Below are 24,069 nucleotides of genomic sequence, written 5' to 3'. Positions count from 1 at the left end.
GCGTCAGTCGTAGGCTGTCAGCACTTCGTCGATGGCGCGCTCGAGGTCTTTCAGCGTCGCGACGTGACTCATCTGTGCACAGAAGGGCGCATAGCGCGGGATGACGCTGTCGCCCGTGCCCCAGAGGGCGCGTCCTTCGGGGTTCAGCCAGATGATACGTTTGGCGCGGCCGGCAAAGTCGCGGAAGAGATCGAGGCGCGGGTCGCCATAGTTTGAGCGGCCATCGCCGAGGATGATGATGGTCGAGCGCCGGTCGATCTTGGATTCGTGATCCATCTTGAAGTCGGAGAAGGCCTGGCCATAGCTGGTGGAGCCGAGGCCGATTTCGCGCAGGATGGTTTTCATCGCCTTGTCGAATTCGTGGCCTTCGAGAATGTCGTCGACACTCTTCAGGCGATACGAAAAGGCGAAGGCGTGCAGGTCCGGTATGACTTCCTTCATCGAGAAGAGAAGCAGAAGCAGGAAGCGGACATAGAGCGCGACGGAACCCGAAACGTCACAGAGGACGAGGATTTTCGGGCGGTCCTTTTTCTTCTGCCGCCAGATGACGTTGAAGGGGATGCCGTCCAGGCCGGCATTGGCGCGCATGGTTCGGCGCACGTCAAGGATGCCGCGCTGCGTACGTTTGCGGCGGCGGGAGTGTTTCACGGCGAGGCGTTTGGCGACCTTGGCAATGAGAAGTTTCATCCGCGCCATGTCGCTAGCCTCGATGGCGGAGAGGCGCTTTGTGGCGGCGTAGTCGTCTCGGAAGCGCTCGGTTTCCGCGGCGCCGAAAATATCGAAGGCGCGTTCGGCGCGCTCCCGGGCGGCCATTGTCAGGGTGCGGCGTACATCGATCAGGCGCTGGGCTTCGGCATCGGCTTCTGGCGTGCGCACCTGCAGCGCTTCCAGCAGGCGGGCCTGCAAGGCTTCGCCGCCCATGGCGCGGAGCATGGCTTGCGAGAAATAGGCGACCTGAGTGGAGAAGCGGATGTCGTTGAGGCCGGAGGCTTCGGCAGCGCGCTCGATGGCGGAGGCGAGGGCCTGTTCGTTGCCTTCTTCGGCGAGCTGCGACAGGCGCTCGGCCGCGTTGGCAGGTTCCTCCGAGCGGCCGTCATCGCGGCTTTCGGAGCTGTCCTGTGCGGAAGAAGCGCGTGCGGGAGCACTGGAGAAATAGAGGTCGAACAGACGGTCATGGATTTCTTTTTCTGCCTCGGATTTCGCAAGAACGCAGGCGAGTGAATCCTTGAGTAGCGGGCGGTCGCCATAGCCGATCATGGCAACGGCGCGCGCCGCGTCCAGCGCTTCACCGGTCGAGACGCGCACTTCGGCGGATCTCAGTGCCCGGATGAAGTTGGAGATCTGCTTTTCCATCGGTCCCTAATTTTGGTCGGGATATCCCGAGGCGAGCCGTCCGCGCGCATCCGGGCCGGTCGCTTCGCGCACCATCTTCGGGATGGATGGCGAAATCGCGGCAATGTCGCTCTCGTGTTTGAGGAGCACGTTGAGCGTGTCGCGCACGAAGTCTTCCTCGAGCGATGTGGCGTGCAGCAGGATCAGAGTGCGGGCCCAGTCGACAGTTTCAGCGATTGACGGGCGTTTCTTTATATCAGTTTCGCGCACCGACTGGACGAAGCGGACAAGCTGGCCCAGCAGGCTGTCGGAAATGCCGTCGACGCGGGCCCGGACAATGCGTTGCTCGCGCTCATGGTCCGGGAAGCCGATATGCAGGTGCAGGCAGCGCCGCTTCAGCGCGTCGCCGAGTTCGCGGACATTGTTGGATGTCAGGATGACAATGGGTGGGACGTTGGCGCGGATGGTGCCGATCTCCGGGACGGTCACCTGATAGTCCGACAGCACTTCCAGTAGGAACGCCTCGAACGCTTCGTCCGACTTGTCGATCTCGTCGATCAGCAGCACGGAGCCCTGCTTCTGCTGCATGGCATTGAGCAGGGGGCGCGCCTCGAGGAATTGCGGCGAGAAGAACAGGTCTTCGAAACCGGAAAGTTTCTCCAGCGACTTGGCGAGCGTGTCGGCTCCGCCGAGAAGCTCGTTGAGCTTCTCTTTCAGGATCTGCGTGTAGAGAAGCTGTTTGCCGTACTTCCACTCATACAGCGCCTTGCCCTCGTCGAGGCCCTCATAGCATTGCAGGCGGATCAGCGGCAGGTCGAGCCAGCGGCCGAGCGAGGCGGCGAGGTCGGTCTTGCCGACGCCGGCAGGGCCTTCGATCAGGATCGGCTTGCGCAGGCCGTGCGCCAGGAAAACGGCGGTCGAAATCTGCGCTGTGGAAATATAGCCCACCTCGCCGAGCCCTGCGGTGATCGCCTCGATGGAGGTCAGCGGCTCGTAGCCGGTCTTCTTGTCTTTAGCCATTTGCCGAGGGGTAGGCGGCACATAGCTGAAGGGCAAGGCGTGACGCCGCGAAAGGGCGGGGCTAGGACGTCAGGGCCATGCCGATTGCCCGGATTCTCTTTACGTTGCCGCTGCCGGAACCGTTTGACTACACGGTGCCCGAGGGCATGGCGCTGGAGCCTGGCAGCTATGTCGCGGCCCCTGTCGGGCCATATGATAGGCTTGGCATGGTGGTCGAGGTGCTGCCCGACCAGCCGGGCAGCAATCGCAAGCTGAAGGCTGTCACGGCCGTTTACGATGTGCCACCGATGACGGCGGCGATGCGCGAGTTCATGGCCTGGACGTCGCGTTACACGGTCAGCCATCCGGGAACCATCCTGTCGATGGCGCTCAGGGCGCGCGACGCGCTTCAGCCTTCGCCCGTAGAGACGCTGTATCGTGTAACGGGCGCGGTGCCGCCCCGCATGACGCCGGCCCGGCAGAGAGTGTTGCAGGTGGCGGCGGAGTTGGGACCATCGGCATCGGCAGACCTCGCCGCCGCCGCCGGCGTCACCTCAAGTGTCGTCAAGGGCCTGCTGGAGGCTGGCGCGCTGGAAGCCTTCGAGGTCGAAACCGACTTGCCCTTTCCGGCGCCGGACCCGGACCTGCGCGGTGCAGTGCTCACCCCGGAGCAGGCCTCTGCGGCGGCCGCTCTTCAGGAAGGCGTACGCACGGGAGGCTACGCGTCCTACCTGCTCGATGGGGTGACAGGCTCGGGCAAGACCGAGGTCTACTTTGAAGCCATCGCCGAGACACTGCGCCACGATCCGGAAGCGCAGACGCTTGTGCTGCTGCCGGAAATTGCCCTGACGCAGGCGATCCTGACCCGCTTCGAGCAGCGGTTCGGGACTGCCCCGGCACCCTGGCATTCGGGTATGACCCCGAAGGATCGCCGCCGGACCATGCGTGAAACAATGCAGGGCCGGGCGCGGATCGTGATCGGCGCGCGCTCCGCCCTGTTCCTGCCGTTTCGCAAACTGAAGCTGATCATCGTGGATGAAGAGCATGATGCGAGCTTCAAGCAGGAAGACGGCGTGACCTACCATGCCCGCGACCTTGCAGTGATGCGGGCCAAGCTGGAGGAGGGGGTTGTCATCCTGGCGTCCGCAACGCCGGCGCTGGAAACGGTCGTGAATGCGGAAGCGGGCCGGTATGAGCGCCTGCGCCTGTCGGCAAGGCCGGGTACGGCGCGCCTGCCGGAGATTGAACTCGTTGACCTCAAGAAGGCGCCGCCCACCCGGGGCAAGTGGCTGTCACCGGTGCTGGAACAGGCGATGCTGGCGACGCTGGCAGCGGGTGAGCAGTCCCTATTGTTCCTGAACCGGCGAGGATATGCGCCGCTGGTGATCTGCAAGGCCTGCGGCGAGCGGCTGAAATCTCCGGGGACCGACACCTGGCTGACGGAGCATCGCTATTCCGGCCGGTTGGTCTGCCATCTGACGGGATACTCGATCCCGAAACCGGCCCATTGCCCGCATTGCGGAGCTGCAGATTCGCTGATGGGGGTCGGGCCGGGCGTGGAGCGGGTGGCGGAGGAGTTGCGTATCCTGCTTCCGGGCGCGCGGATCGAGATTTTCTCGTCCGATACGGTTCAGGGGGGCGACTCGACGCGCAGCCTGATCGACCGGATGGCGGAAGGCGAGATCGATGTGCTGATCGGTACCCAGATCGTGGCCAAAGGGCACAATTTTCCAAATCTGACCCTGGTCGGGGTGGTTGATGCCGATAGCGGCCTGAAGGGCGGGGACCTGCGCGCCGGGGAGCGGACCTATCAGCTCCTGAGCCAGGTTGCGGGTCGGGCGGGCCGGGCTGAACGGCCAGGGCGGGCGTATGTGCAGACCTATGCGCCGGACAACCCCGCCATGCAGGCGCTGGCAGCGAATGACCGGGATGGTTATCTCGCGGTTGAAAGGGATATCCGGGCCGAACTGGAACTCCCCCCGTTCGGGCGGCTGGCCGCCATGATCCTGTCGGCACCTGCGGCAGATCTCGTTGACCGGTTCGCTCTGGAGGCAGCCGGACTTGCCCCGAACGGCGACGGAATTGAGCTTTTCGGACCTGCACCCGCCCCGCTTTCGGTGATCCGCGGCAGGCATCGCAGGCGATTCCTTGTCAAAAGTCCCCGGACAGTGGACCTTTCGGCGTACATGACTGCCTGGATCGGGCGTCTGAAGCCGCCTTCGCAGGTGCGTATTTCAGTGGATATCGATCCCTATTCCTTCCTGTAATTGCAGGGGAATCCGGCCCGGGCTTCCTGTTTGCCATTTCGCCGCACTGTGCGCCGCCGCGGCCATGTTGTCAGGGTTGTTTTCTGGTGATAAGCGCCGCTCAGTTTCACGGGCACGCACCTTATGCGATTGCCTGTAACCAACATATTCCGGGGCATTTCCGCCCCTTCAAGCGCGACGGATAGAGACCTTGCCGGCATCGGGCGTAACGCAGACGAGTGAAGCAGCGCAGCGCTACGCGAGCGCGCTGTTCGACCTGGCGCAGGAAAACGGCGCGCTTGCCGCCGTTCACAAGGATTTCAAGGCATTCGCAGCAACGGTTCGCAGCTCGGTTGATCTCGGCAAGCTGCTGAACTCTCCTGCCTTCACGCGGGATGAGAAGGTCGGCGCGCTCGGCGCGATCGCGGCCAAGGCCGGTTATTCGCCGCTGTTTGCAAAATTCCTCGGCACGATTGCCGCGAACGGCCGCGCCCGCGATGTGCTGGGCGCGGAAGCTGCGTTCGACCAGCTGTATGCGAAACAGCGCGGCGTGAAGCGCGCCGTGGTGCGCACCGCAAAGGAAATGACCGGCGCCGAAAAGGGCCGGATCGAAACGCTGCTGGCGAAAGTCGTCGGCGGCGAAGTGGAACTTTCAAGCGAGGTTGATCCCTCGCTGATCGGCGGCATCCAGCTGCGCATCGGCTCGAAGCTGGTGGACGCAAGCGTTGCCGCCAAACTTGAACGCATGAACACCGCCATGAAGGGAGCATAGTCGCTCGATGGATATTTCACCTGCAGAAATTTCGGGCATCCTGAAGTCGCAGATCGAGAATTTCGGCGTCGAAGCTGAAGTTTCGGATGTCGGACAAGTGCTCTCGGTCGGCGACGGTATCGCCCGTGTGTACGGCCTCGACAGCGTTCAGGCCGGTGAGCTCGTCGAGTTCGATGGCGGCCTGAAAGGCATGGCGCTCAACCTTGAGAGCGACAATGTCGGCGTCGTGATCTTCGGCGACGACCGCGGCATCAAGGAAGGCGCGACCGTGAAGCGCGCCGGCGAGATCGTGGCTGCCCCCGTTGGCAAAGGTCTTCTCGGACGCGTCGTCAACGCGCTGGGCGAGCCGATCGACGGCAAGGGTCCGCTGAAGGACGTTGCAAGCCGTCAGCGATCTGACGTGAAGGCTCCCGGCATCATCCCGCGCAAGTCGGTGCACGAGCCGATGATGACGGGTATCAAGGCCATCGACGGCATGATCCCGGTCGGCCGCGGCCAGCGCGAGCTGATCATCGGCGACCGCCAGACCGGCAAGACTGCTATCTGCGTCGACACCATTCTGAACCAGAAGCCGACCAACGACGCGGCGAAGTCCGACAAGGACAAGCTGTTCTGCGTTTACGTCGCCATCGGCCAGAAGCGTTCGACGGTGGCTCAGGTTGTCAAAGTGCTCGAAGAGCGCGGTGCCCTGGACTACACGATCGTCGTCGCTGCGACGGCTTCCGAGCCTGCGCCGCTGCAATACCTTGCGCCGTTCACCGGTTGCACTATGGGCGAGTGGTTCCGCGATAACGGCATGCACGCCCTGATCATCTATGATGACCTGTCGAAACAGGCTGTCGCCTATCGCCAGATGTCGCTGCTGCTGCGCCGTCCGCCGGGCCGCGAAGCCTATCCGGGCGACGTGTTCTACCTTCACTCGCGCCTCCTTGAGCGCGCTGCGAAACTGAACTCGGACAATGGTTCGGGCTCCCTGACCGCGCTGCCGATCATCGAAACCCAGGCGAACGATGTGTCGGCCTACATCCCGACCAACGTGATCTCGATCACCGACGGCCAGATCTTCCTCGAGACCGACCTGTTCAACTCGGGTATCCGCCCGGCCGTGAACGTGGGCCTGTCGGTGTCGCGCGTGGGCTCGGCTGCCCAGACCAAGGCGATGAAAAAAGTTGCCGGCTCGATGAAGGGCGAACTCGCCCAGTACCGCGAGATGGCCGCCTTCGCGAAGTTCGGCTCGGACCTCGACGCCGCCACGCAGCGCCTGCTGAACCGCGGCGCCCGCCTGACGGAGCTCCTGAAGCAGCCGCAATATTCGCCGCTGCTGATGGAAGAGCAGGTCGTGATCATCTACGCCGGTACGCGCGGATATCTCGACAAGGTCGACCTCAGGAACGTGACGCGTTACGAGAAGGAACTCCTCGCTCACCTGCGCGGTTCGAAGAAAGACTTGCTTGCGAAACTGCGCGACAAGAAAGAACTGAGCGACGACATCGAAGCCGAGATCAAATCGACGCTGGATGCCTTCACCGCGAAGTTCGCCTGAGCCCCGCCCTGACCGCCGACCTTAGGACAACAAAGGCCACACATGCCCAGCCTTAAGGACCTCAAGAACCGTATCTCGAGCGTGAAATCCACGCAGAAGATCACGAAGGCGATGCAGCTCGTTGCGGCTGCAAAGCTGAAGCGTGCGCAGGATGCTGCGACGGCGGCCCGTCCGTATGCGGAGCGTATGGCGGCTGTGCTGTCGAACCTCGCCAGTTCGGCGGGTGGCGGCGGTCCGAAACTGCTCAGCGGCACGGGCAACGATGATGTGCATCTCGTCGTCGTGATGACGGCAGAGCGCGGCCTTGCAGGTGGTTTCAACTCCTATGTCGTGAAGCTCGCCCGCCAGAAAATCCAGGCGCTGCAGGCTGAAGGAAAGACCGTCAAGGTTCTGACCATCGGCAAGAAGGGTCGCGAACAACTGGCGCGGGATTACGCATCGCTGTTCACCTCACACGTCAATCTCGGCGACGTCAAAGGCAACGACTATGCCGACTCCGCCATCGCGGTCGGCCAGATGCTGACCAAGGGATATGAGGCTGGCGAATTCGATGTCGCCACGCTGATCTATTCCCAGTTCAAGAACGTGCTGACGCAGGTGCCGACGGCGCAGCAGCTGATTCCGGCGAAAGCGCCGGAAGGGGCGCCATCCATCGATCTCGGCGGGGCGATCTATCGCTACGAGCCGAGCGAGGAGGCGATCCTCGAGACGCTGCTGCCGCGCTACATCAATACCCAGATCCTGTCGGCGATGCTGGAAAGCTCCGCCGGCGAACAGGCCAGCCGGATGACCGCGATGGACAACGCGACCCGCAACGCCAAGGACCTGATCAAGGCCCTGAACCTGAAATACAACCGGGCCCGCCAGGCACAGATCACCAAGGAGCTGATCGAGATCATCTCCGGTGCCGAAGCCCTTTAACGAATACGAACCCAAGAGACTACATCTCCCGAGGAGAGCACTGAAATGAGCAAAACCGCGAACGCCAAAGGGCAGGTATCCCAGGTGATCGGCGCCGTTGTCGACGTCGTGTTCGACGGCGAACTGCCGGCCATCCTGAACGCACTGGAAACGACGAATGGCGGCAACCGCCTGGTGCTCGAAGTGGCTCAGCACCTCGGCGAGAACACCGTCCGCACCATCGCGATGGACTCGACCGAAGGTCTGGTCCGCGGTCAGTCGGTCGCCGACACAGGTAAGCCGATCATGGTTCCGGTTGGCCCGGCGACCCTCGGCCGCATCATGAACGTCATCGGTGAGCCGATCGACGAGCGCGGACCAGTAAAGGCCGAGACGACCCGCCCGATCCACGCACCGGCACCGGACTTCGTTGATCAGTCCACGGAAGCTGAAGTGCTCGTCACCGGCATCAAGGTCATCGACCTTCTGTGCCCCTACGCGAAGGGCGGCAAGATCGGCCTGTTTGGCGGCGCCGGCGTGGGCAAGACGGTTCTGATCATGGAACTCGTGAACAACATCGCGAAACTGTTCGGTGGCTATTCTGTGTTCGCCGGCGTTGGCGAGCGGACGCGCGAAGGTAACGACCTCTATCACGAGATGATCGAGTCGAACGTGATCAACCTCGAAGGCGAAAGCCGCATGTCGCTGGTCTATGGCCAGATGAACGAGCCGCCGGGCGCCCGCGCCCGCGTCGCTCTGACGGGTCTCGCACAAGCCGAGTACTTCCGCGACGTGGAAGGCAAGGACGTGCTGTTCTTCGTCGACAACATCTTCCGCTTCACGCAGGCCGGCTCGGAAGTGTCCGCTCTGCTCGGCCGTATTCCTTCGGCCGTGGGCTACCAGCCGACGCTGGCCACCGACATGGGCGCGCTGCAGGAGCGCATCACCTCGACCAACAAGGGCTCGATCACCTCGGTGCAGGCCGTGTACGTTCCGGCTGACGACCTTACCGACCCTGCGCCGGCAACGTCGTTCGCCCACCTTGACGCGACCACGGTGCTTTCACGCTCGATCGCCGAGAAAGGCATCTACCCCGCCGTGGACCCGCTCGACTCGACCTCGCGCATCCTCGACCCGATGGTTGTCGGCGAAGACCACTACAACGTCGCCCGCGGTGTGCAGGCCATCCTGCAGAAGTACAAGGAATTGCAGGACATCATCGCCATCCTCGGCATGGACGAACTGTCGGAAGAAGACAAACTGACCGTGGCCCGCGCCCGGAAAGTGGAGCGCTTCCTGTCGCAGCCGTTCGACGTGGCGCAGGTGTTCACCGGTTCGCCGGGAGTGCAGGTGAAACTCGACGACACGATCAAGGGCTTCAAAGGCCTGATCAGCGGCGAGTTCGACCACCTGCCGGAGCCGGCTTTCTACATGGTCGGCAATATCGAAGAAGCGAAAGCCAAAGCTGCCAAGCTGATGGCAGACGCCTGATCTTCATCCTCCAGGGAGGCTGACAGATGGCCGACAAGCTTCACTTCTCTCTCGTATCACCCGCCCGGGAACTGTTCTCGGGCGAGGTCGATCACGTCATCGCTCCGGGTACGGAAGGTGAGTTCGGTGTGCTTGCAAACCACGCGCCGTTCATGACGACCCTGAAGAATGGCGTTGTCCGGGTGCTGGAGGGCGACACCGTGAAGATGCGCATCTTCGTGCGCGGCGGGTTCGCGGATGTGACACCCGCCGGCCTGACGATCCTCGCCGAGGAAGCGCGCAATCTGTCCGACGTGAAAGCCGAAGACGTTGACGCCGAGATCGAGGCGACGCGCCTGAAGTTGCTCGCCCTCGACAAGGACGATACCAAGCAGTTCGCGCTGCAGGAATCGATCGCCTATCTCGAAGGCGTCCGCGCCGCGCTGGCCAACTGATCAGGTAAAGATCGCAATCGTCTGGCGCCCGATCATCACGGGCGCGCCGGACGTGTTCCACATGACCATCTGCTGGCTGGAATAGCCGTTGAGGGCCGTCTGCGCCGTATGGCGGGCGAGGAACCAGCGGTCGTCAGTCGTGATGTCTTCGGTCAGGAATTCCGTCATCCAGGTCATCGAACTGATCCGGGCCGGGGCCGTGAACATTGCCATTGCTGCAGGCGGCGGCGCATCGGCAAGCGCGAGCAGGGCGACGGCATTGTTCGGTGTTTCCGGATCGCGGTGGCGCATCCAGATCGACACGTCCGCATCCTTCGCGCCGCTCATCGGGATGGAGCCGCCGGCAAAGCGGATGTCGAAATTCTGGGCGAATGTCGGGCCGTGGCCTTCCTTGCGGAAATAGTTCCCGGCATCCGCCGCTGAGGGGACAGCGGGGGGCGGCAGCTCGGAGAGGTGCAGGCTTGAGGATCGGGCGGCGCCGAATGTGAAGATGCACTCCGCCAGCACGCCATCCTCCCCGGTCATCCGTACAGAGACGAACACAGTGTTCTTGCCCTGACGCAGCAGCTGCGGCTGGCAGCGAACCGTGCCGTTCACCGGGCCGACGAACGCGACCTGCGCGGCGCGGATTGGCAGGCCGGCCGAGAGGGGCAGGGCCGCGTCGAGGCACAGCGCAGCTGTCAGTCCGCCATAGGCTGTGCGCCCCTGCATCCAGTTTTCGGGAATGCCGGTCGACCGTACGTTCCCGTCAGCGGGAGCGATCGAGGCAAGGAGTTCGGAGTATTTCATGCTGGGCTCCCGGGAGGTGGACAGGCCTCTTCTACACCGTTCCGAAAAAGAACCAACCCGTCACGCCACGTCAAAGAAAAACGCCCCCGCGCGGGGCGGGAGCGTTGATCAGGCTCACTGAGAAATTGGCTCAGTGCTGGCTTTCCGGCGTGGTGACGCGCAGGCCGTCGAGGGCGTCCGTTACCTTGATCTGGCAGGACAGGCGCGAATTCGGGCGCACGTTCTCGGCGAAGTCGAGCATCGACTTTTCCATTTCCTGCTGCTCGCCGGTTTTCGACAGGAAGGCCTCGTCCACATAAACGTGGCAGGTGGCGCACGCGCACGCCCCGCCGCAATCGGCGTCGATGCCGGGGACCGAATTATTCACCGCAACTTCCATCACCGACATGCCATTCTTGGCTTCGATGGTGCGCTCGGTGCCGTCATGGGCGATATAGGTGATCTTGGGCATCTGGTATTCCGTCTCCTCTAGGCGGCAGCTTCTGCCGCAATGTCTTTCATCGGGGTTGATGTATCGCCAAGCTTGCCGGGCGCAAGCTTTGCTCCCGACATGATCAGCTTTTTCGATGCCAGGAACTCCGGCGGGCTGTTCACGGCGTCCACCGCGATCAGGGTTTCGTTGCGCAGGTAGAACACGGCGAACTTGCGCGCCGCCGGGTCTCCGCGAATGACATGGGTGTCGTAGCCCTGGCTGAGCCCTGCAATCTGCAGTTTCAGGTCATATTGATCCGACCAGAACCACGGGCAGTCTTCGGCAGGGCGGGGCAGGCCGAGGATGGCGGCGGCGGCAAGTTTGCCTTGCTCAATAGCGTTGTGGACGCTTTCGAGGCGGCCGTCGCGGCCATAGTGGACCAGCGGCCTGCTGGCGCAGTCGCCTGCGGCGAAGATGGCGGGATCGGACGTGCGCGCATCGCGGTCGACGAGGATGCCGTTGGAGCAGGCGATGCCGGAGTCCTTCGCCAGTTCGTCATTTGGCAGGATACCGATACCGGAGAGGACGATATCCGCAGGCAGGACCATACCATCGGCGAGTACCGCGCCGGTTACCACGCCGTCCTTGCCTTCCAGATGAGACAGCTGCGTGGACGTCAGGATCGTCACGCCCTGCCGGCGATGCTCTGCCGTGTAGAACTCGCTAAGGACCGGGCTTGTCACGCGGGCGAGGACGCGCGGCGCCATCTCAAGCACGGTGACGTTCAGCCCCATCTGGCGCGCAACCGCGGCAGCCTCGAGACCGATATAGCCGGCACCGATGATCACCATGTTGCGGCCTTCGACCATCTGCGGGCGGATCCGCTCGACATCGGCGAGGGTGCGCAGATCATGCACGCCCTGGAGGTCTGCGCCCTTGCAGGGCAGCGGTCTCGGGCGGGAACCTGTGGCGATGATCAGCGCATCATAGGGCAGGGTTGCGCCATGGCCGAGGTGCAGGGTCTTCGCGGCGCGGTCGATACGGGTTGCGCGGGTGCCGAGCAGGACCTCGACCTTCTGGTCTTCGTACCAGGCGGCGGGCTTGAAGTATAGCCGCTCTTCCTCGAACTCGCCCTTCATGTAGGCCTTTGACAGGGGTGGGCGCTGGTAGGGCAATGCGGTTTCTTCGCCGACCAGCGTGAGGCTGCCGTCAAATCCGCCCTGACGCAGCGATTGCAGCGCCTGCGCCGCAGCCTGACCTGCGCCGGCAATCACAATCCGACGGACCTCACCAGATGCCAAAGGGCTTCCCCTGCAATTTCGTGACGCTAGCGTCACTTTTCTTCTAAACGCTTGCGCCTGCCGCTGCAACAGGGCCTTACCGGGGCACACCGTCACAGGTATCGGCGCATTGCGTCAACCGGGTGGACAACTACTGTGCCGACTCAAGATGCGACAGTTTAACCTGCCTTCCGAACAGGAAACACAAGCGCTCGGCGCCGCGCTCGCCGCACTGTTGCGACCCGGTGATGTCGTGGCGCTGCACGGTGACCTTGGGGCCGGGAAGACAACCCTTGTGCGCGGGCTGGTTCAGGCCCTGCTGGCCCGGCCCGAGGAGGTGCCCAGCCCGACCTACACGCTGGTGCAGGTCTATGATGGGCCGGATTTTCCGCTCTGGCATTTCGACCTTTACCGGCTGGACAATCCCGAAGACGTCGAGGAGCTCGGCTGGTATGAGACCGTTGACGGTGCGGCGCTGATCGAGTGGCCGGAACGGGCGGGCAGGCACCTGCCGACGAACCGGCTCGACCTGTATCTCGAAATCTCTGGGGAAGGCCGCCGGGCAAGGCTGGAACCGAGGGGCGAAGGCTGGCAGGAACGGCTGGATGAGCTTCGTGACTGACACCCGCTCCGGCGAGATTGATGCGTTCCTGTTGGCTGCCGGCGATGGCTGGGGCGCAGCGCGCCGCCAGCCACTCGGGCAGGATGCGTCGACGCGGCGGTATATCCGTCTGTTCCGGCAGGATGGAGCGACGGCCCTGTTGATGGATGCGCCGCGCGTCGAGAGCGAACCCTGTCCGCCTGACGCAGACCCTGCAACGCGCGCGAAGATGGGCTGGAACGCGATGACGCGCCTTGCGGCATCCCGCGTGGAGGCGTTCGCGCTGATCTCGGAGCATTTGAGATCACTGGGCCTGCGGGCACCGAAAGTGCTGAAGCTCGACGCGGAGAGGGGCTTCGCGCTGATCGAGGACTTTGGCGACAACCGCGAATTTGCGCGACTGATCGAAAGCGGACGGGAGGCGGAAGTTCCGCTCTACAAAGCCGCTGCAGAACGCCTTGCGACCCTCCATAAAGCGTCCACACCGAATGTGCTCTCTCTGGAGGGTTTGAGCTGGCCGATCCTGGATTTTGATGCCGTGGCGCTGGGCGCGAATGCGGACCTCTATGCCGATTGGCTTCCCGCTGAAGCCGGGAAAGGGCCTCTTGTGGGCGCGGTGCGGGCGCGCTGGGAAGTAGAGCGCAATGCGCTGATCGAGCAGGCCATATCCTTCCCCAGAAGTTTCACGCTCAGGGACTATCACGCGGAGAATCTGCTCTGGCTTCCGGACGGCGATGTGGGCCTTCTCGATTTCCAGGATGCCGTGATCGGGTGGGACGCGTGGGATCTTGCGATGCTGACACAGGATGCGCGCCGCGCCGTGTCTCCGGAGGCGGCTGAAGCGGCGATCCGGACATTCCTCGATCTGACAGGTCAGGAGCGCACCGCTTTTGACGAACGCCTCGCTGTCATCGGTACGCTGAATGCGCTGCGGATTGCGGGCGTATTTTCTCGCCTGCAGCACCGGGATGGCAAGCCGCGCTATGGCGATTTCCAGCCCCGGCAATTGTCACTTCTTGCGCGTAACCTGTCCCATCCGTCGCTGGCAGGCATGGCGGCCTTCGTGCGCGAGGCGACCCCGTTTGTTTTCGAGGCGAACCCATGAGCGTGCCGGTTCCGCATACGGCAATGGTGCTTGCGGCTGGCCTTGGCACGCGCATGCGCCCGCTCACCGATGCAACGCCAAAACCGCTGCTCAAGGTGCGCGGCAAGGCGCTGATTGACCGGCTACTCGATCCGCTCGCGGAAGCAGGCGTGAAACGGGTCGTGATCAACGTTCATTATCTGGCAGACCAGATCGAAGCCTATGCGGCGGCACTGAAGCGTTTCGACGTGATCATTTCGGATGAGCGCGCTGAAGTGCTGGAAACAGGCGGCGCGATTGCGAAGGCGCGGCCCCTGCTCGGCGATGAGCCGATATTCGTGATGAACACGGACGCCTTCTGGGCACCGGAATCGCCTGAACCCTTTCTCGAACTCGCAGCGGCATTTGATCCGCAGGCGGAGGATGAGCGGCTCCTGATCGCCGAAACAGGCCGTGCGCTGGGCTTTGACGGGCCGGGGGATTTTTTCCTTCAGGACAACCATCGCCTCATCCGGCGCGGGGCGGCACCATCCTCTCCTTGGGCGTATGCCGGAGTGCGGATCATGAAACCGCAGCTCTACGATACGCGGGCTGTTGAACGCTTCTCTGCGGTGAAAATCTGGGATGAACTCATCCCCCAGGGCCGTCTTGCCGGGCACCCGCTGGACCGCTTCTGGCTTCATGTCGGCGACCCCCAGGCGCTGGCTGATGCGGACATGTGGATCGCCTGTCATGGCGGCTGAACGGCCCCCTCGTGTGATGGGTTCCGGAAAGGTCTGGACCATCGCTCCGGGTGCGGACTTTCTGGGATCTCTCGCCCGCACGCTGGCTCAGGAGTTTGAGCTTGCAAACCGCCCGGATGCGCTTGCGGAAGCAATCATCTATGTGCCGAACCGCCGCTCGGCGCGGGCGCTGACACTTGCGTTGTTTGATACGCTGGGCGGGAAAGGTACGCTGTTGCCTCCGGACGTGCGGACGCTAGGCGACTTGGAATCCGAGGAGCCGCCGCCTGTCGCTGAGGCGGCGTTGATCGATCTTGCAATGCCCCTTTCGCCTGCAAGCCGGCTCGGCGTTCTTGCAAAGCTGGTGGCGGCATATTTCAAGCAGGAATACGGACGCGTCCTTCCGCCGGCATCTGCGCTGGCATCGGCCCGTGAGCTCTCGAGAATTCTGGAGCAGGCGACGTTTGCGGAAGCGCCTGTTGACTGGTCGAAGCTGGAAGTCCTCGCGATTGAAAGCGAGCTGGCCGGACACCTGGAGACCTCAACGCGGTTCCTGTCGATTGTTGCAGAACTCTGGCCGGCCTGGCTCGCCGAGAACAACAAGGCCGATCCGTTTGCCTATCGGATTCAGGCCGCAGCCGCGATGGCGCAGCGCTGGCGCAGCGAGACGCCGCAGTCTTCCGTGATCATAGCCGGCTCTACCGGGGCGACCCCGTCCGGCCGAATGCTGATGAAGGCTGCGCTGGATTTGCCGCAAGGGCTGGTCGTGTTTCCAGGGCTGGACACGGATCTGTCCGGCAAGGCCATAGAGGCGATCCTCAAGGCGCCCAGCCATCCCCAGCACACTCTGGTCAAAACCGTTATCTCTCTCGGGCTCACCCCGGGGGCGGTGAAGACCTGGCCGGAAGATACAGCGGCGCCCTCCCGGGCAGCCCGGCGGAAACTTGTCCATGAAGCCCTTGCGCCTGCAGATGACACGGCAGACTGGCGCGAAACCCTGGCGGAACTTGCCGGTAGCGCGGGCGCAACGCAGGTGGAATTTGCACGAGCAGCGCTGGATGGATTGTCCGTAATCGAACTTTCCGATGAAGCGTCGGAGGCGGAGGCTGCGGCGCTGCTGCTGAGGCAGGTTCTCGAAACGCAGGGTGCCCGAGCTGCGCTGGTTACGCCGGATGCCGCGCTGGCACGGCGTATCAGTGCCCGGATGAAACGCTGGGGCATTCATGTGGCGCCTTCCGCCGGGCAGCCGCTGGCGCGGTCGCCGGCAGGCAGCCTGATAGCGCTATGCGCCCAGTGGTCGGCAGACCCGGCAGATCCCGTCGCCCTCTCGGCTGTACTGAAACATCCGTTTGTATCCTTGAAGCGCGCGGGCGACCTTCTTGACCTGCATTTCCTGAGAGGGCCAAGGCGCTGGAAGGACCTTCCTGCGCTGACGGCGCTGATTGCAGTGAAGGACAAGGAAGAGCGCAAACCTGCCTTTGCGCCGGAAGATCAGACTGAAGCAGCGGCAGCCGTGCAAAAGCTGATCGACATACTTTCCCGTTCCGGTGCGGACTTTTCCAGCGTGGAGACCATTGGCGTTTCCGAAGGAGTCCGGCGGATTGCGGCGCTTGCGGAAGCCATGAGCGAGACCCCCTTGCCCTGGGCCGGGGAGGATGGCGCGGGTGCCTCCAAGCTGCTCGAGCGGCTGGACGAGATGGGCCAGTATATGGAGCCTGTACGGCCCCTTGATCTCGCGCAACTGGTTGGCACGGAATGTGCGGGCCTGACTGTCAGCATGGGGGAAGCCGAGCATCCACGCCTCAGCATCTGGGGTCCGCTGGAGGCGCGGCTCCAGTCGGCTGATCTGATTGTGCTGGCGGGGCTGAATGAAGATGTCTGGCCGGAGAAGACGCCGCCGGATGCCTTCCTGCCGCGCCGGTTCAGGTCTGCGCTCGGGCTGATGGATCCGGATGAACGTCTGGGACTGTCCGCGCATGACTTTGCGCAGCTCGCCTGCGCGCCAAAAGTGGTGATGCTGCACGCGGCGCGGCGCGAGGATTCTCCTGCCGTGGCCTCGCGCTGGGTGTGGCGGTTGCGGACACTGGCGCAGGGCGCGCTGCGCGACGACGCCTCGGCGGTGCTGGCCGGAGACGCGAGTGAGCTTCACGGTTGGGTGCGGGCGCGCCAGTCGGAACAAGGCCCGATGCCCGCGGGCGGCGTGCGGGTCGAGCCGCGCCCCACAAGGCGACCCTCTGGCTGGCCCTTCAGGCTGTCGGTGACGCGTGTGGACCGCCTGCAGCGAGACCCCTATGCCATCTGGGCGGAAGATGTGCTCCGCCTACGGACATTAGACCCGATGAACGGACCGATGCAGGCAAACCTGCGCGGAACGGCAATCCACAAGGCGCTAGAACTGTTTGAGGAATCAGGCGGCGAGAAATCGGAGACCCGGCTCCTCACGCTCCTGAAAGCGCAGCTGGAATCATCAGGTACGCCCGACACAGACTGGCTGAGTCGGCAAGCGATCTGGGAGATGGTCGCGGCATGGTATCTTGACTGGCGGATCGGACGGGACGTCTCGGGGGGGCTTCACCTCGAGGTGAATGGCAAGATCGACTACCTGATTGCCGGAGAGAAGTTCGTGCTGTCCGCGCAGGCAGACCGAATCGAGACATCTGCAACGGGCCGGTTGACGATTGTTGACTTCAAGACAGGCAGTTCGCCATCCGACAGGGCGATCAGTACCGGCTTCGACCAGCAGATGCCGCTACAGGCCCTGATTGCTCAGCGCGGCGGGTTCGGCGGCATTGCCGGCGCAACTGTCGAGGCGCTTGAATATGTCGAGTTCAAGGGCAAACCGAAAGCCCGCCGGATTGGCAGTGGACGGATTGCTGACATGGACGTGCCCTCGCTTACCCAGCGGGCAGATGAGGGCGTGCAGAAACTCATCGCGGCTTACCGTCAGCCGGATGCTGTCTTTGCGTCGGCGCCGCGCGTGCAGTTTGTGAAATATGATTTCGGCTACAATCTTCTGGCCCGCCGCGCAGAGTGGACGAGCGACACGTCGGATGGGGAGGGCGGCGATGAGTAGCCCCGCCCATCATGCTGCTTACGAAGCTGCAACGCGCGCGCAGGCGATTGCGGCAGAGCCGACCCGGTCCGCCTATGCAATGGCCAATGCCGGCAGCGGCAAGACCAAGGTGCTTATAGACCGCGTTGCGAGACTGCTGCTGAGAAGGCCGGATGGCCGGCCGGGCGCCGCACCCGATTCCATTCTCTGCATCACTTACACCCGAGCCGCAGCGAGCGAGATGCTGTCCAGACTGTTTCGCACACTGGGCAACTGGGCGGTGATGGAAGATGAAAAGCTCAGCCGCGAGCTGGCTGCGCTGGAAGGCGGCGCGCCTGAGGACTATACGCATGATCGCCTGAAGGCAGCCCGCGCGCTGTTCGCCAAAGCGCTGGAAACACCGGGCGGGCTCCGTATTGAAACAATTCACGCGTTCTGCGCGCGCGTACTGCGCCGGTTCCCCCTGGAGGCGGGCGTTGTGCCGGGCTTTGTCGAACTCGAGGACGAGGACGCGCGGCGTATCTGGCAGGAAGCAAAGGCAGAGGCGATCAGGCTGGCGGCGAGGGACTATCCGGAAGCGCTCGCTCTGATCGCGCGCGAAGCGGGCAACGAAGGGGCGCTCACGGCGCTGGATGATCTGCGCGCGTCTTCCGGGGCCAGCCGCGCATTTTTCGCGCGCCATGCATTTGACATACAGTCAATAGAGGCCGCGCTGCGCGGCGCCATTCATCCGCCTGCTGAGGGACCGGACGTTCTGCTCGCCAATGCGATGGTGCGGGACCTGCCTACGGCGCGCCTGCGGCTCGCTATCGGTGCCTTGCAGACCGGAAAAGCTACTGACAGCAAGCTCGCGGATACGCTGACGGCCGTTCTGGATGCACCAGATCCGAAAGCTGCACATGATGCCTATCTACCGATATTTCTGAAAACAGATGGTGAGTTCCGGGAAAAGAACCCGTTCACGAAGGGGGCTGCTGCGGCCGGGCCAGTGGTAGAGGAGTTATTCTCCGCAGAGATGCCGGAAGGCACGGAAGTTCAGCGCTTCCGGAAACTGCGCGAAGACCTAAAGAAAGCGGAGGCCTTCGCCCGCAGCCTGGCCCTGTTCCGTGTCGGCGTGCCCGCACTGATGGCTTACAGCGAAGAGAAGGCGCGGCGCGGTGCGCTGGATTTTGACGACCTGATCGATAGGATGCGCGATCTTCTGACCACGGACGGCATGTCTGGCTGGGTACTCTACAAGCTCGATGGCGGGCTGAGCCATGTCTTGCTGGATGAGGCGCAGGATACGAGCCCCAACCAGTGGGAATTGATCCGCGCCCTCACACATGAGTTCACATCCGGAAAGGGAACAGAGCGCTTGCAGGACCCGCGGACATTGTTCATCGTCGGGGACGACAAGCAGTCGATTTATTCTTTCCAGGGCGCGGATCCCGCAAAATTCCTCGAGGAAGCGCAGGCTCTTACACTGAGGGATCCCTCGGCAAAGGCCGCCGAAATGAAGATGTCCTTCCGGTCTGGTCCGGAAATCCTTGCCTATGTCGATACCGTCTGGAATACGGCGCCGCCAATTGATGTGCCTTTCGGCACGGAGCGGCCCTCTACGGCTGATATAACAGAGCACATAGCGAAGCGCCGCGATGAACCCGGCTGGATCGACCTTTGGCCGGTTGCAGCACCGGACCCCGAACCGGAAACTGATGCGTGGGACCGGCCGGTCGATGCGCTACGGCAGACCTCGCCAAAAGTGAAAGTTGCGCAGGCTGTGGCCGACCGCGTGAAGCAGATGATCTCTGGCGGCGCAGCTGTCTGGGGCGCTGACGGAATGCGCCGGCCGGCAAGGGCCGGTGATGTCCTCATACTTGTGCGCGAGCGGCGCGGCGGTCTTTTTGAAGCGCTGATCAATGCCATGAAGGCGCGCGGCATACCGGTTGCGGGCGCGGACCGGTTGCGCCTTGCGGACTATATTGGTGTGCAGGACTGCCTGAACCTGATGCGGTTTGCGCTGCTGCCTTCGCGCGATCTTGTGCTGGCTGAAATCCTGCGGGGCCCCTTCATTGGCCTCGTCGATGATGACCGCTACCTGTTTGAACTCGCGGCGGGACGCACGGATCAGGAGACGCTCTGGAGCAGAGTGCAGGCCAGTGATGATCCGGATGTGAAACGGGCGGCGGATTTCCTCGGATCCTTGACGGAGAAGCGTCATCTGCCGCCATACGAGTTTCTGTCTTCCGTGCTCGACCAGCCAGATGCAGACGGCGTCACCGGCTGGGAAAGGATCAATGTGCGCCTTGGCCCGCCCGCCCGCGATCCTCTTGAGGCGTTGCTGTCTCAGGCACTCGCCCATGATGCGACCGGTCCTTCATCCATGCAGGCCTTCGTCGCCGGTCTGGAGGCGACACCTGTGGAGATCAAACGCGATCTCGCCGAGGCCGGACAGGAAGTCCGTGTAATGACGGTCCATGGCGCAAAGGGGCTGCAATCGCCGATCGTCATCCTGCCGGATACGACAGCCAAGCCCAAGCTGGAGACGGATGCCATTCTCGAGGCGGGCGGTGCGGCAATTTGGGCGCCGCGGAAGGATACGGACATTCCTGCTTCGGAAGCTGCCCGCGCCATCGCACAGGCAAAGGCGCATGAAGAACATCGCCGCCTGCTCTATGTGGCGCTCACCCGCGCGCAGGATCATTTGCTGATTGCCGGGCACTGGTATGGCAGCACCAAGGCGGGCGCTGCCGGATACGATGCCAATTCCTGGTATGCCCTGTGCCGCGGGGCGATGGATACCCTGGGCGTTGAGGCCGACGAGGCGGGCATCATGCAGTTCGGAGCGCCCTTGCGCGCAGAGACGAGCTCGCAGGCTTCTCTCGCTTCCGAATCCGGGCTTCCGGATTGGGCCCGGTTGCCGCCGGATGTGGATAGAGAGGCGCGCAAGCTGATGGCCCCCTCCAGCTTGCTGGAGCCGAAGACGAAGGTTGTGGCCCCGTTCGATCCGAAACGGGAGGCACGGCTGCGTCGGGGCCGGCTGATCCACAGCCTGCTGCAACATTTGCCGGAAATGCCGGAACACGCCCGCAGCGCGGCGGGCCGCGCCATGCTCGACCGGGAGCCGCATCTCACCCGTGCCCAGCGGGAGGAGATGCTGCAGGCCGCAGAATCGATCCTGACCGATCCTGCGCTGCAGGAATTGTTCGGCCCCGGGAGCCGTGCCGAAGCGGCGGTGATCGGAACGTCAGATGAGCTCCCCGGACACGCTGTGATCAACGGCCGGGTCGACCGGTTGGTCGTCACGCCGGATCGCGTACTTGTGATCGACTTCAAGACCGACCAGCCCGCCCCGGATGCGGTGGAAGACGTCGCCGAGAGCTACATCGTGCAGATGGCCGCGTATCGTGCTGTATTGGCTACAGCTTTCCCGGGGCGGAAAGTGTCAGCCATCCTCTGCTGGACGGATGGGCCGAAGATGATGCGCCTGCCGGACGAGTTGATGACCGAATCACTCGCAAAAGCCCGTCAGGGTGTTTGACAGCCCAAAAGATTCCCTATGTATCGGGGACCAAACCGTACGGCAGAAGGAGCCGGAACCATGTCTTCTATGGACGTAAGCGACGACGAATTCGACACGCTGCTAGGTCAGTCGGACCTTCCGGTCGTTGTCGACTTCTGGGCCGAATGGTGCGGCCCCTGCAAGCAGATGGCCCCCCATATCGAAGCTGTTGCCGCCGAAATGGACGGCAAAGTGAAGATCGTGAAACTGAACGTCGATGAGTTTCCGCTCGTCGGCGCGAAATATGGCGTTCGCGGCCTGCCCACGATGCTGCTGTTCAAGCAGGGCAAGGTGGCCGCCACCCATAACGGCGCCATGAACCGTCAGGCGCTTGCCAACTGGATCAGCCAGTCGCTGGCATAGGCGCTTTCTCGCTCGTCAGGGCGATGAACACCTCTTCCAGATCCGGAGATTTCGTTGACAGGTCCGCGACGCTGATGCCAGCGGCGCGGGCCTTTTCGAGCAGGCGCCCGATACCGGTTTCCGCAGTCTTGAACGTGATGGCGAGCGTGCCGTCACTGCGAAGCTTGGCGTCATGCATCGCGAGTTCGGCCGGAACAGCAGCCAGCAGTTCGCGCGGCGTGATGATCAGGGTCTTGTAGTCGAGGCGCGAAAGCAGTTGCGAGGTCGGCTCGCAGGCGGTGATTTCGCCATGATTTACAATGGCAATGGTGTCGCAAAGCTCCTCGGCTTCCTCGAGATAGTGGGTCGTCAGGATGATCGTCGTGCCCTTGGCATGCAGTTCCCGCACATAGTCCCAGAGCAGGCGGCGCAGTTCGACATCGACGCCGGCCGTCGGTTCATCGAGGATGAGCACGGGCGGATTGTGGACCAGCGCCTTGGCGACCATCAGGCGGCGTTTCATGCCTCCTGACAGCTGACGGACGTATGCGTCTTTCTTGTCCCCCAGCCCCAGCGCCGTGAGAATTTCCACGGTCCGGCGCTCTTCCCTGGGTACGCCGTAAAAGCCGGCCATAAGTTCCAGCATCTCGAAAGGTGTGAAGAACGGGTCGGCGACGACTTCCTGGTTCACGACCCCGATGGCTGCCCGGCTCTGGCGAGGGTGCTGGTCGATGTCTAGGCCCCAGATTTCCGCGGTGCCGGAGGTTTTCTTCACCAGACCGGCGAGAATGTTGATGAAGGTCGATTTGCCGGCCCCGTTGGGCCCCAGCAGGCCGAAAATGGCGCCCTTGGGGATTTGCAGCGTAATTCCGTTGAGAGCCTGCTTTTCCGGCATCTTGCCGGTTGCGGCATAGGTTTTCCGCAGATCGCGGACTTCGATGGCGTAGGGGGAGGCAGTCATGGCGCCCTTTCGTTGCGGCATTTGGTGCGCCTTGCAAGCGAGCCAGCCAATCTTTAGTTAGGGATCAGGTCGTAAGCGGGCAAGCCAGCCCTTTCTTTTCCTGACCGGAGCCAGTCCATGCCCCTGAAACGTGATGTCTTCACGCCGCCGGAGATTTCAATGGTGAGCAGCCGCAAGGTCTCCTGCAATGGCGGGGGCGGGGCGCTGGGGCATCCGAAGGTCTGGTACGAAATGGGCGATGAGGACTTCGTCGAGTGCAAATATTGCGACCGCCGGTTCGTATTGATCGGCGGCCGCGAAGACCCTTCGCGCCCGAAGTAAGGCCCCGCGTCAGAGAATGGTCCCGCCAAGATGCATGTGCTGATTGCAGGCGGGGGGATAGGCGGTCTGACAGCCGCGCTGGCATTTGCGAAATTCGGTCATCAAGTCACGGTTGCCGAGCAGGCAAGCCGGATCGAGGAAGTCGGCGCAGGTCTGCAACTCAGCCCCAATGGCATGCGCGTGTTCGACGTTCTCGGCGTCAGCGCGCGCATTGAGGCCAACGCCTTCAGGCCGCGCGCGCAGGAAATCCGTATGGGCAAGAGCGGGGCGCGCATCCTGTCGATCCCGCTGCGCGAAGCGTCCCGTTCCCGGTGGGGCGGGGAATACCTGCATGTACACCGCGCAGACCTGATCGTGTCACTTGGCGCCGCGCTTGAAGAACGCCAGCCCTCGGCCGTGCGTCTCGGCAGCCGCGTCACCGGATACACCAACGCTAACGCTCATATCGTCGCGCGCCTTGAGAGCGGGGAGGATATCGAAGCTGACCTCCTGGTCGGCGCTGACGGTATTCACTCTGCGGTTCGTGCGCAGATGATCGGCCCGGATGCGCCGCGCTATACAGGCAATGTTGCCTGGCGCGCTGTGGCGCCTGTTCTCGAACTTGGGGAGCACGCTCCGCCGGAAACCGCCTGCGTTTGGGTTGGCGGGCGGCGGCATGCCGTGACCTACAGGCTTCGCCGCGGCGGGCTGGCAAACTTTGTCGGTGTCGTTGAAAGCAAGGAACAGCACGCCGAGTCCTGGTCTGCGACCGGCGCACGCGAACAAGCGTTGAAGCATTTCAAAGGCTGGTCACCCGTCGTCCGCGAGATATTGAAGAAGGCGCGCGTTCTGAACCGCTGGGCACTCTACGACCGAGACCCGCTGGCGCGGTGGAGCGATGGGCGCGCGGTTCTGCTGGGCGATGCCTGCCATCCCATGCTGCCTTTCCTGGCACAGGGCGCAGTGATGGCGGTGGAGGATGCCTATGTCCTGGCGCGTCTTGTCTCTACACAGCCCGACCTGGCGCATGCGCTTGAGACCTATGAAGGTGTCCGCAAGCCACGCACCGCGCGCGTTCAGCTCGGCGCGCGCCGCAATGCGCACATCTTTCACCGCGGTGATCCGCTGTCTCAGCTGGCCACCTACGGACCTATCTGGGCGGTGGGCGCTTTTCTGCCGTCGGTCGCTCAGGGCCAACATGACTGGATATATGCCCATGACGTGACCGACGCGTCGGGGTATGCCTGACGTCTCGCCGCATAAAT

Annotated in this window: 20 protein-coding genes; 14 read left to right on the top strand and 6 right to left on the bottom strand. The window is 63.2% G+C overall.

Annotated elements, in window-relative coordinates:
• Nucleotides 1–3: 3 nt before the first annotated feature.
• Entirely contained in the window at nucleotides 4–1,353 is a 1,350-nt protein-coding gene (locus ACK4TE_RS00470) for a vWA domain-containing protein (RefSeq protein ID WP_409909491.1), read from the bottom strand.
• 6 nt (nucleotides 1,354–1,359) lie between these two features.
• Complete coding sequence (locus tag ACK4TE_RS00465; protein WP_409909490.1) at nucleotides 1,360–2,352, bottom strand: AAA family ATPase; 993 nt, start codon at nucleotides 2,350–2,352, stop codon at nucleotides 1,360–1,362.
• 77 nt (nucleotides 2,353–2,429) lie between these two features.
• Between ACK4TE_RS00465 and ACK4TE_RS00460 the strand changes: the two genes are divergently transcribed.
• The 6 genes from ACK4TE_RS00460 (at nucleotide 2,430) to ACK4TE_RS00435 (ending at nucleotide 9,717) form a co-directional block, all read left to right on the top strand.
• Nucleotides 2,430–4,598, top strand: coding sequence for a primosomal protein N' (locus ACK4TE_RS00460; protein WP_409909489.1), 2,169 nt, complete (start codon nucleotides 2,430–2,432; stop codon nucleotides 4,596–4,598).
• Nucleotides 4,599–4,788: 190 nt separating this feature from the next.
• A complete protein-coding gene (gene atpH / locus ACK4TE_RS00455) occupies nucleotides 4,789–5,349 on the top strand; it encodes an ATP synthase F1 subunit delta (protein WP_409909488.1) in 561 nt (186 codons plus the stop codon).
• A gap of 7 nt (nucleotides 5,350–5,356) precedes the next feature.
• Entirely contained in the window at nucleotides 5,357–6,892 is a 1,536-nt protein-coding gene (gene atpA / locus ACK4TE_RS00450) for a F0F1 ATP synthase subunit alpha (protein ID WP_409909487.1), read from the top strand.
• A gap of 42 nt (nucleotides 6,893–6,934) precedes the next feature.
• The gene (locus ACK4TE_RS00445; RefSeq protein ID WP_409909486.1) at nucleotides 6,935–7,813 is read left to right on the top strand and encodes a F0F1 ATP synthase subunit gamma; all 879 of its coding nucleotides are present in this window, start codon (nucleotides 6,935–6,937) and stop codon (nucleotides 7,811–7,813) included.
• 45 nt (nucleotides 7,814–7,858) lie between these two features.
• Nucleotides 7,859–9,283 carry a F0F1 ATP synthase subunit beta gene (gene atpD / locus ACK4TE_RS00440; RefSeq protein ID WP_409909485.1) on the top strand — a complete coding sequence of 475 codons (1,425 nt, stop codon included), beginning with the start codon at nucleotides 7,859–7,861 and terminating at the stop codon, nucleotides 9,281–9,283.
• Between the two features lie 26 nt (nucleotides 9,284–9,309).
• Nucleotides 9,310–9,717, top strand: coding sequence for a F0F1 ATP synthase subunit epsilon (locus tag ACK4TE_RS00435; protein WP_409909484.1), 408 nt, complete (start codon nucleotides 9,310–9,312; stop codon nucleotides 9,715–9,717).
• On the opposite strand, the gene ACK4TE_RS00430 is transcribed toward ACK4TE_RS00435, so the two are convergent.
• The 3 genes from ACK4TE_RS00430 to ACK4TE_RS00420 all read right to left on the bottom strand — a co-directional run bounded on the left by ACK4TE_RS00430 (nucleotide 9,718) and on the right by ACK4TE_RS00420 (nucleotide 12,219).
• Nucleotides 9,718–10,506 carry a thioesterase family protein gene (locus ACK4TE_RS00430; RefSeq protein ID WP_409909483.1) on the bottom strand — a complete coding sequence of 263 codons (789 nt, stop codon included), beginning with the start codon at nucleotides 10,504–10,506 and terminating at the stop codon, nucleotides 9,718–9,720.
• 130 nt (nucleotides 10,507–10,636) lie between these two features.
• Nucleotides 10,637–10,957, bottom strand: a complete 321-nt coding sequence (locus ACK4TE_RS00425) for a 2Fe-2S iron-sulfur cluster-binding protein (RefSeq protein ID WP_409909482.1) — start codon at nucleotides 10,955–10,957, stop codon at nucleotides 10,637–10,639.
• A gap of 17 nt (nucleotides 10,958–10,974) precedes the next feature.
• Nucleotides 10,975–12,219, bottom strand: coding sequence for an NAD(P)/FAD-dependent oxidoreductase (locus ACK4TE_RS00420; RefSeq protein WP_409909481.1), 1,245 nt, complete (start codon nucleotides 12,217–12,219; stop codon nucleotides 10,975–10,977).
• Nucleotides 12,220–12,367: 148 nt separating this feature from the next.
• Here ACK4TE_RS00420 and tsaE point away from each other — a divergent pair, with 148 nt between their 5' ends.
• From tsaE to trxA, 6 genes are read left to right on the top strand one after another with little or no spacing between them, the layout of a single operon-like run.
• On the top strand, nucleotides 12,368–12,820 hold the full coding sequence (gene tsaE / locus ACK4TE_RS00415) for a tRNA (adenosine(37)-N6)-threonylcarbamoyltransferase complex ATPase subunit type 1 TsaE (RefSeq protein ID WP_409909480.1): 453 nt from the start codon (nucleotides 12,368–12,370) through the stop codon (nucleotides 12,818–12,820).
• Complete coding sequence (locus ACK4TE_RS00410; RefSeq protein ID WP_409909479.1) at nucleotides 12,804–13,904, top strand: aminoglycoside phosphotransferase family protein; 1,101 nt, start codon at nucleotides 12,804–12,806, stop codon at nucleotides 13,902–13,904. Before tsaE ends, ACK4TE_RS00410 begins: the two co-directional genes overlap by 17 nt.
• A complete protein-coding gene (locus ACK4TE_RS00405; protein WP_409909478.1) occupies nucleotides 13,901–14,626 on the top strand; it encodes a nucleotidyltransferase family protein in 726 nt (241 codons plus the stop codon). The genes ACK4TE_RS00410 and ACK4TE_RS00405 overlap by 4 nt, the downstream gene beginning before the upstream one ends.
• Nucleotides 14,616–17,678: a double-strand break repair protein AddB gene (gene addB, locus ACK4TE_RS00400; RefSeq protein ID WP_409909477.1), complete on the top strand. Its 3,063-nt coding sequence runs from the start codon at nucleotides 14,616–14,618 to the stop codon at nucleotides 17,676–17,678. The genes ACK4TE_RS00405 and addB overlap by 11 nt, the downstream gene beginning before the upstream one ends.
• Nucleotides 17,671–21,180, top strand: coding sequence for a double-strand break repair helicase AddA (gene addA / locus ACK4TE_RS00395; RefSeq protein WP_409909476.1), 3,510 nt, complete (start codon nucleotides 17,671–17,673; stop codon nucleotides 21,178–21,180). The genes addB and addA overlap by 8 nt, the downstream gene beginning before the upstream one ends.
• Before the next feature lie 60 nt (nucleotides 21,181–21,240).
• Nucleotides 21,241–21,564, top strand: a complete 324-nt coding sequence (gene trxA / locus ACK4TE_RS00390; protein ID WP_409909475.1) for a thioredoxin — start codon at nucleotides 21,241–21,243, stop codon at nucleotides 21,562–21,564.
• Here trxA and ACK4TE_RS00385 read toward each other — a convergent pair.
• Nucleotides 21,545–22,504: an ABC transporter ATP-binding protein gene (locus ACK4TE_RS00385; RefSeq protein WP_409909474.1), complete on the bottom strand. Its 960-nt coding sequence runs from the start codon at nucleotides 22,502–22,504 to the stop codon at nucleotides 21,545–21,547. The genes trxA and ACK4TE_RS00385 overlap by 20 nt on opposite strands.
• Before the next feature lie 117 nt (nucleotides 22,505–22,621).
• Between ACK4TE_RS00385 and ACK4TE_RS00380 the strand changes: the two genes are divergently transcribed.
• On the top strand, nucleotides 22,622–22,825 hold the full coding sequence (locus tag ACK4TE_RS00380; RefSeq protein WP_409909473.1) for a zinc-finger domain-containing protein: 204 nt from the start codon (nucleotides 22,622–22,624) through the stop codon (nucleotides 22,823–22,825).
• Nucleotides 22,826–22,855: 30 nt separating this feature from the next.
• The gene (locus ACK4TE_RS00375) at nucleotides 22,856–24,052 is read left to right on the top strand and encodes an FAD-dependent monooxygenase (protein ID WP_409909472.1); all 1,197 of its coding nucleotides are present in this window, start codon (nucleotides 22,856–22,858) and stop codon (nucleotides 24,050–24,052) included.
• Nucleotides 24,053–24,069 lie beyond the last annotated feature (17 nt).

It is taken from the genome of Hyphomonas sp. (assembly GCF_046313975.1).
Lineage (GTDB): Bacteria > Pseudomonadota > Alphaproteobacteria > Caulobacterales > Hyphomonadaceae > Hyphomonas.
This window is presented reverse-complemented; position numbering and strand designations above follow the sequence as displayed.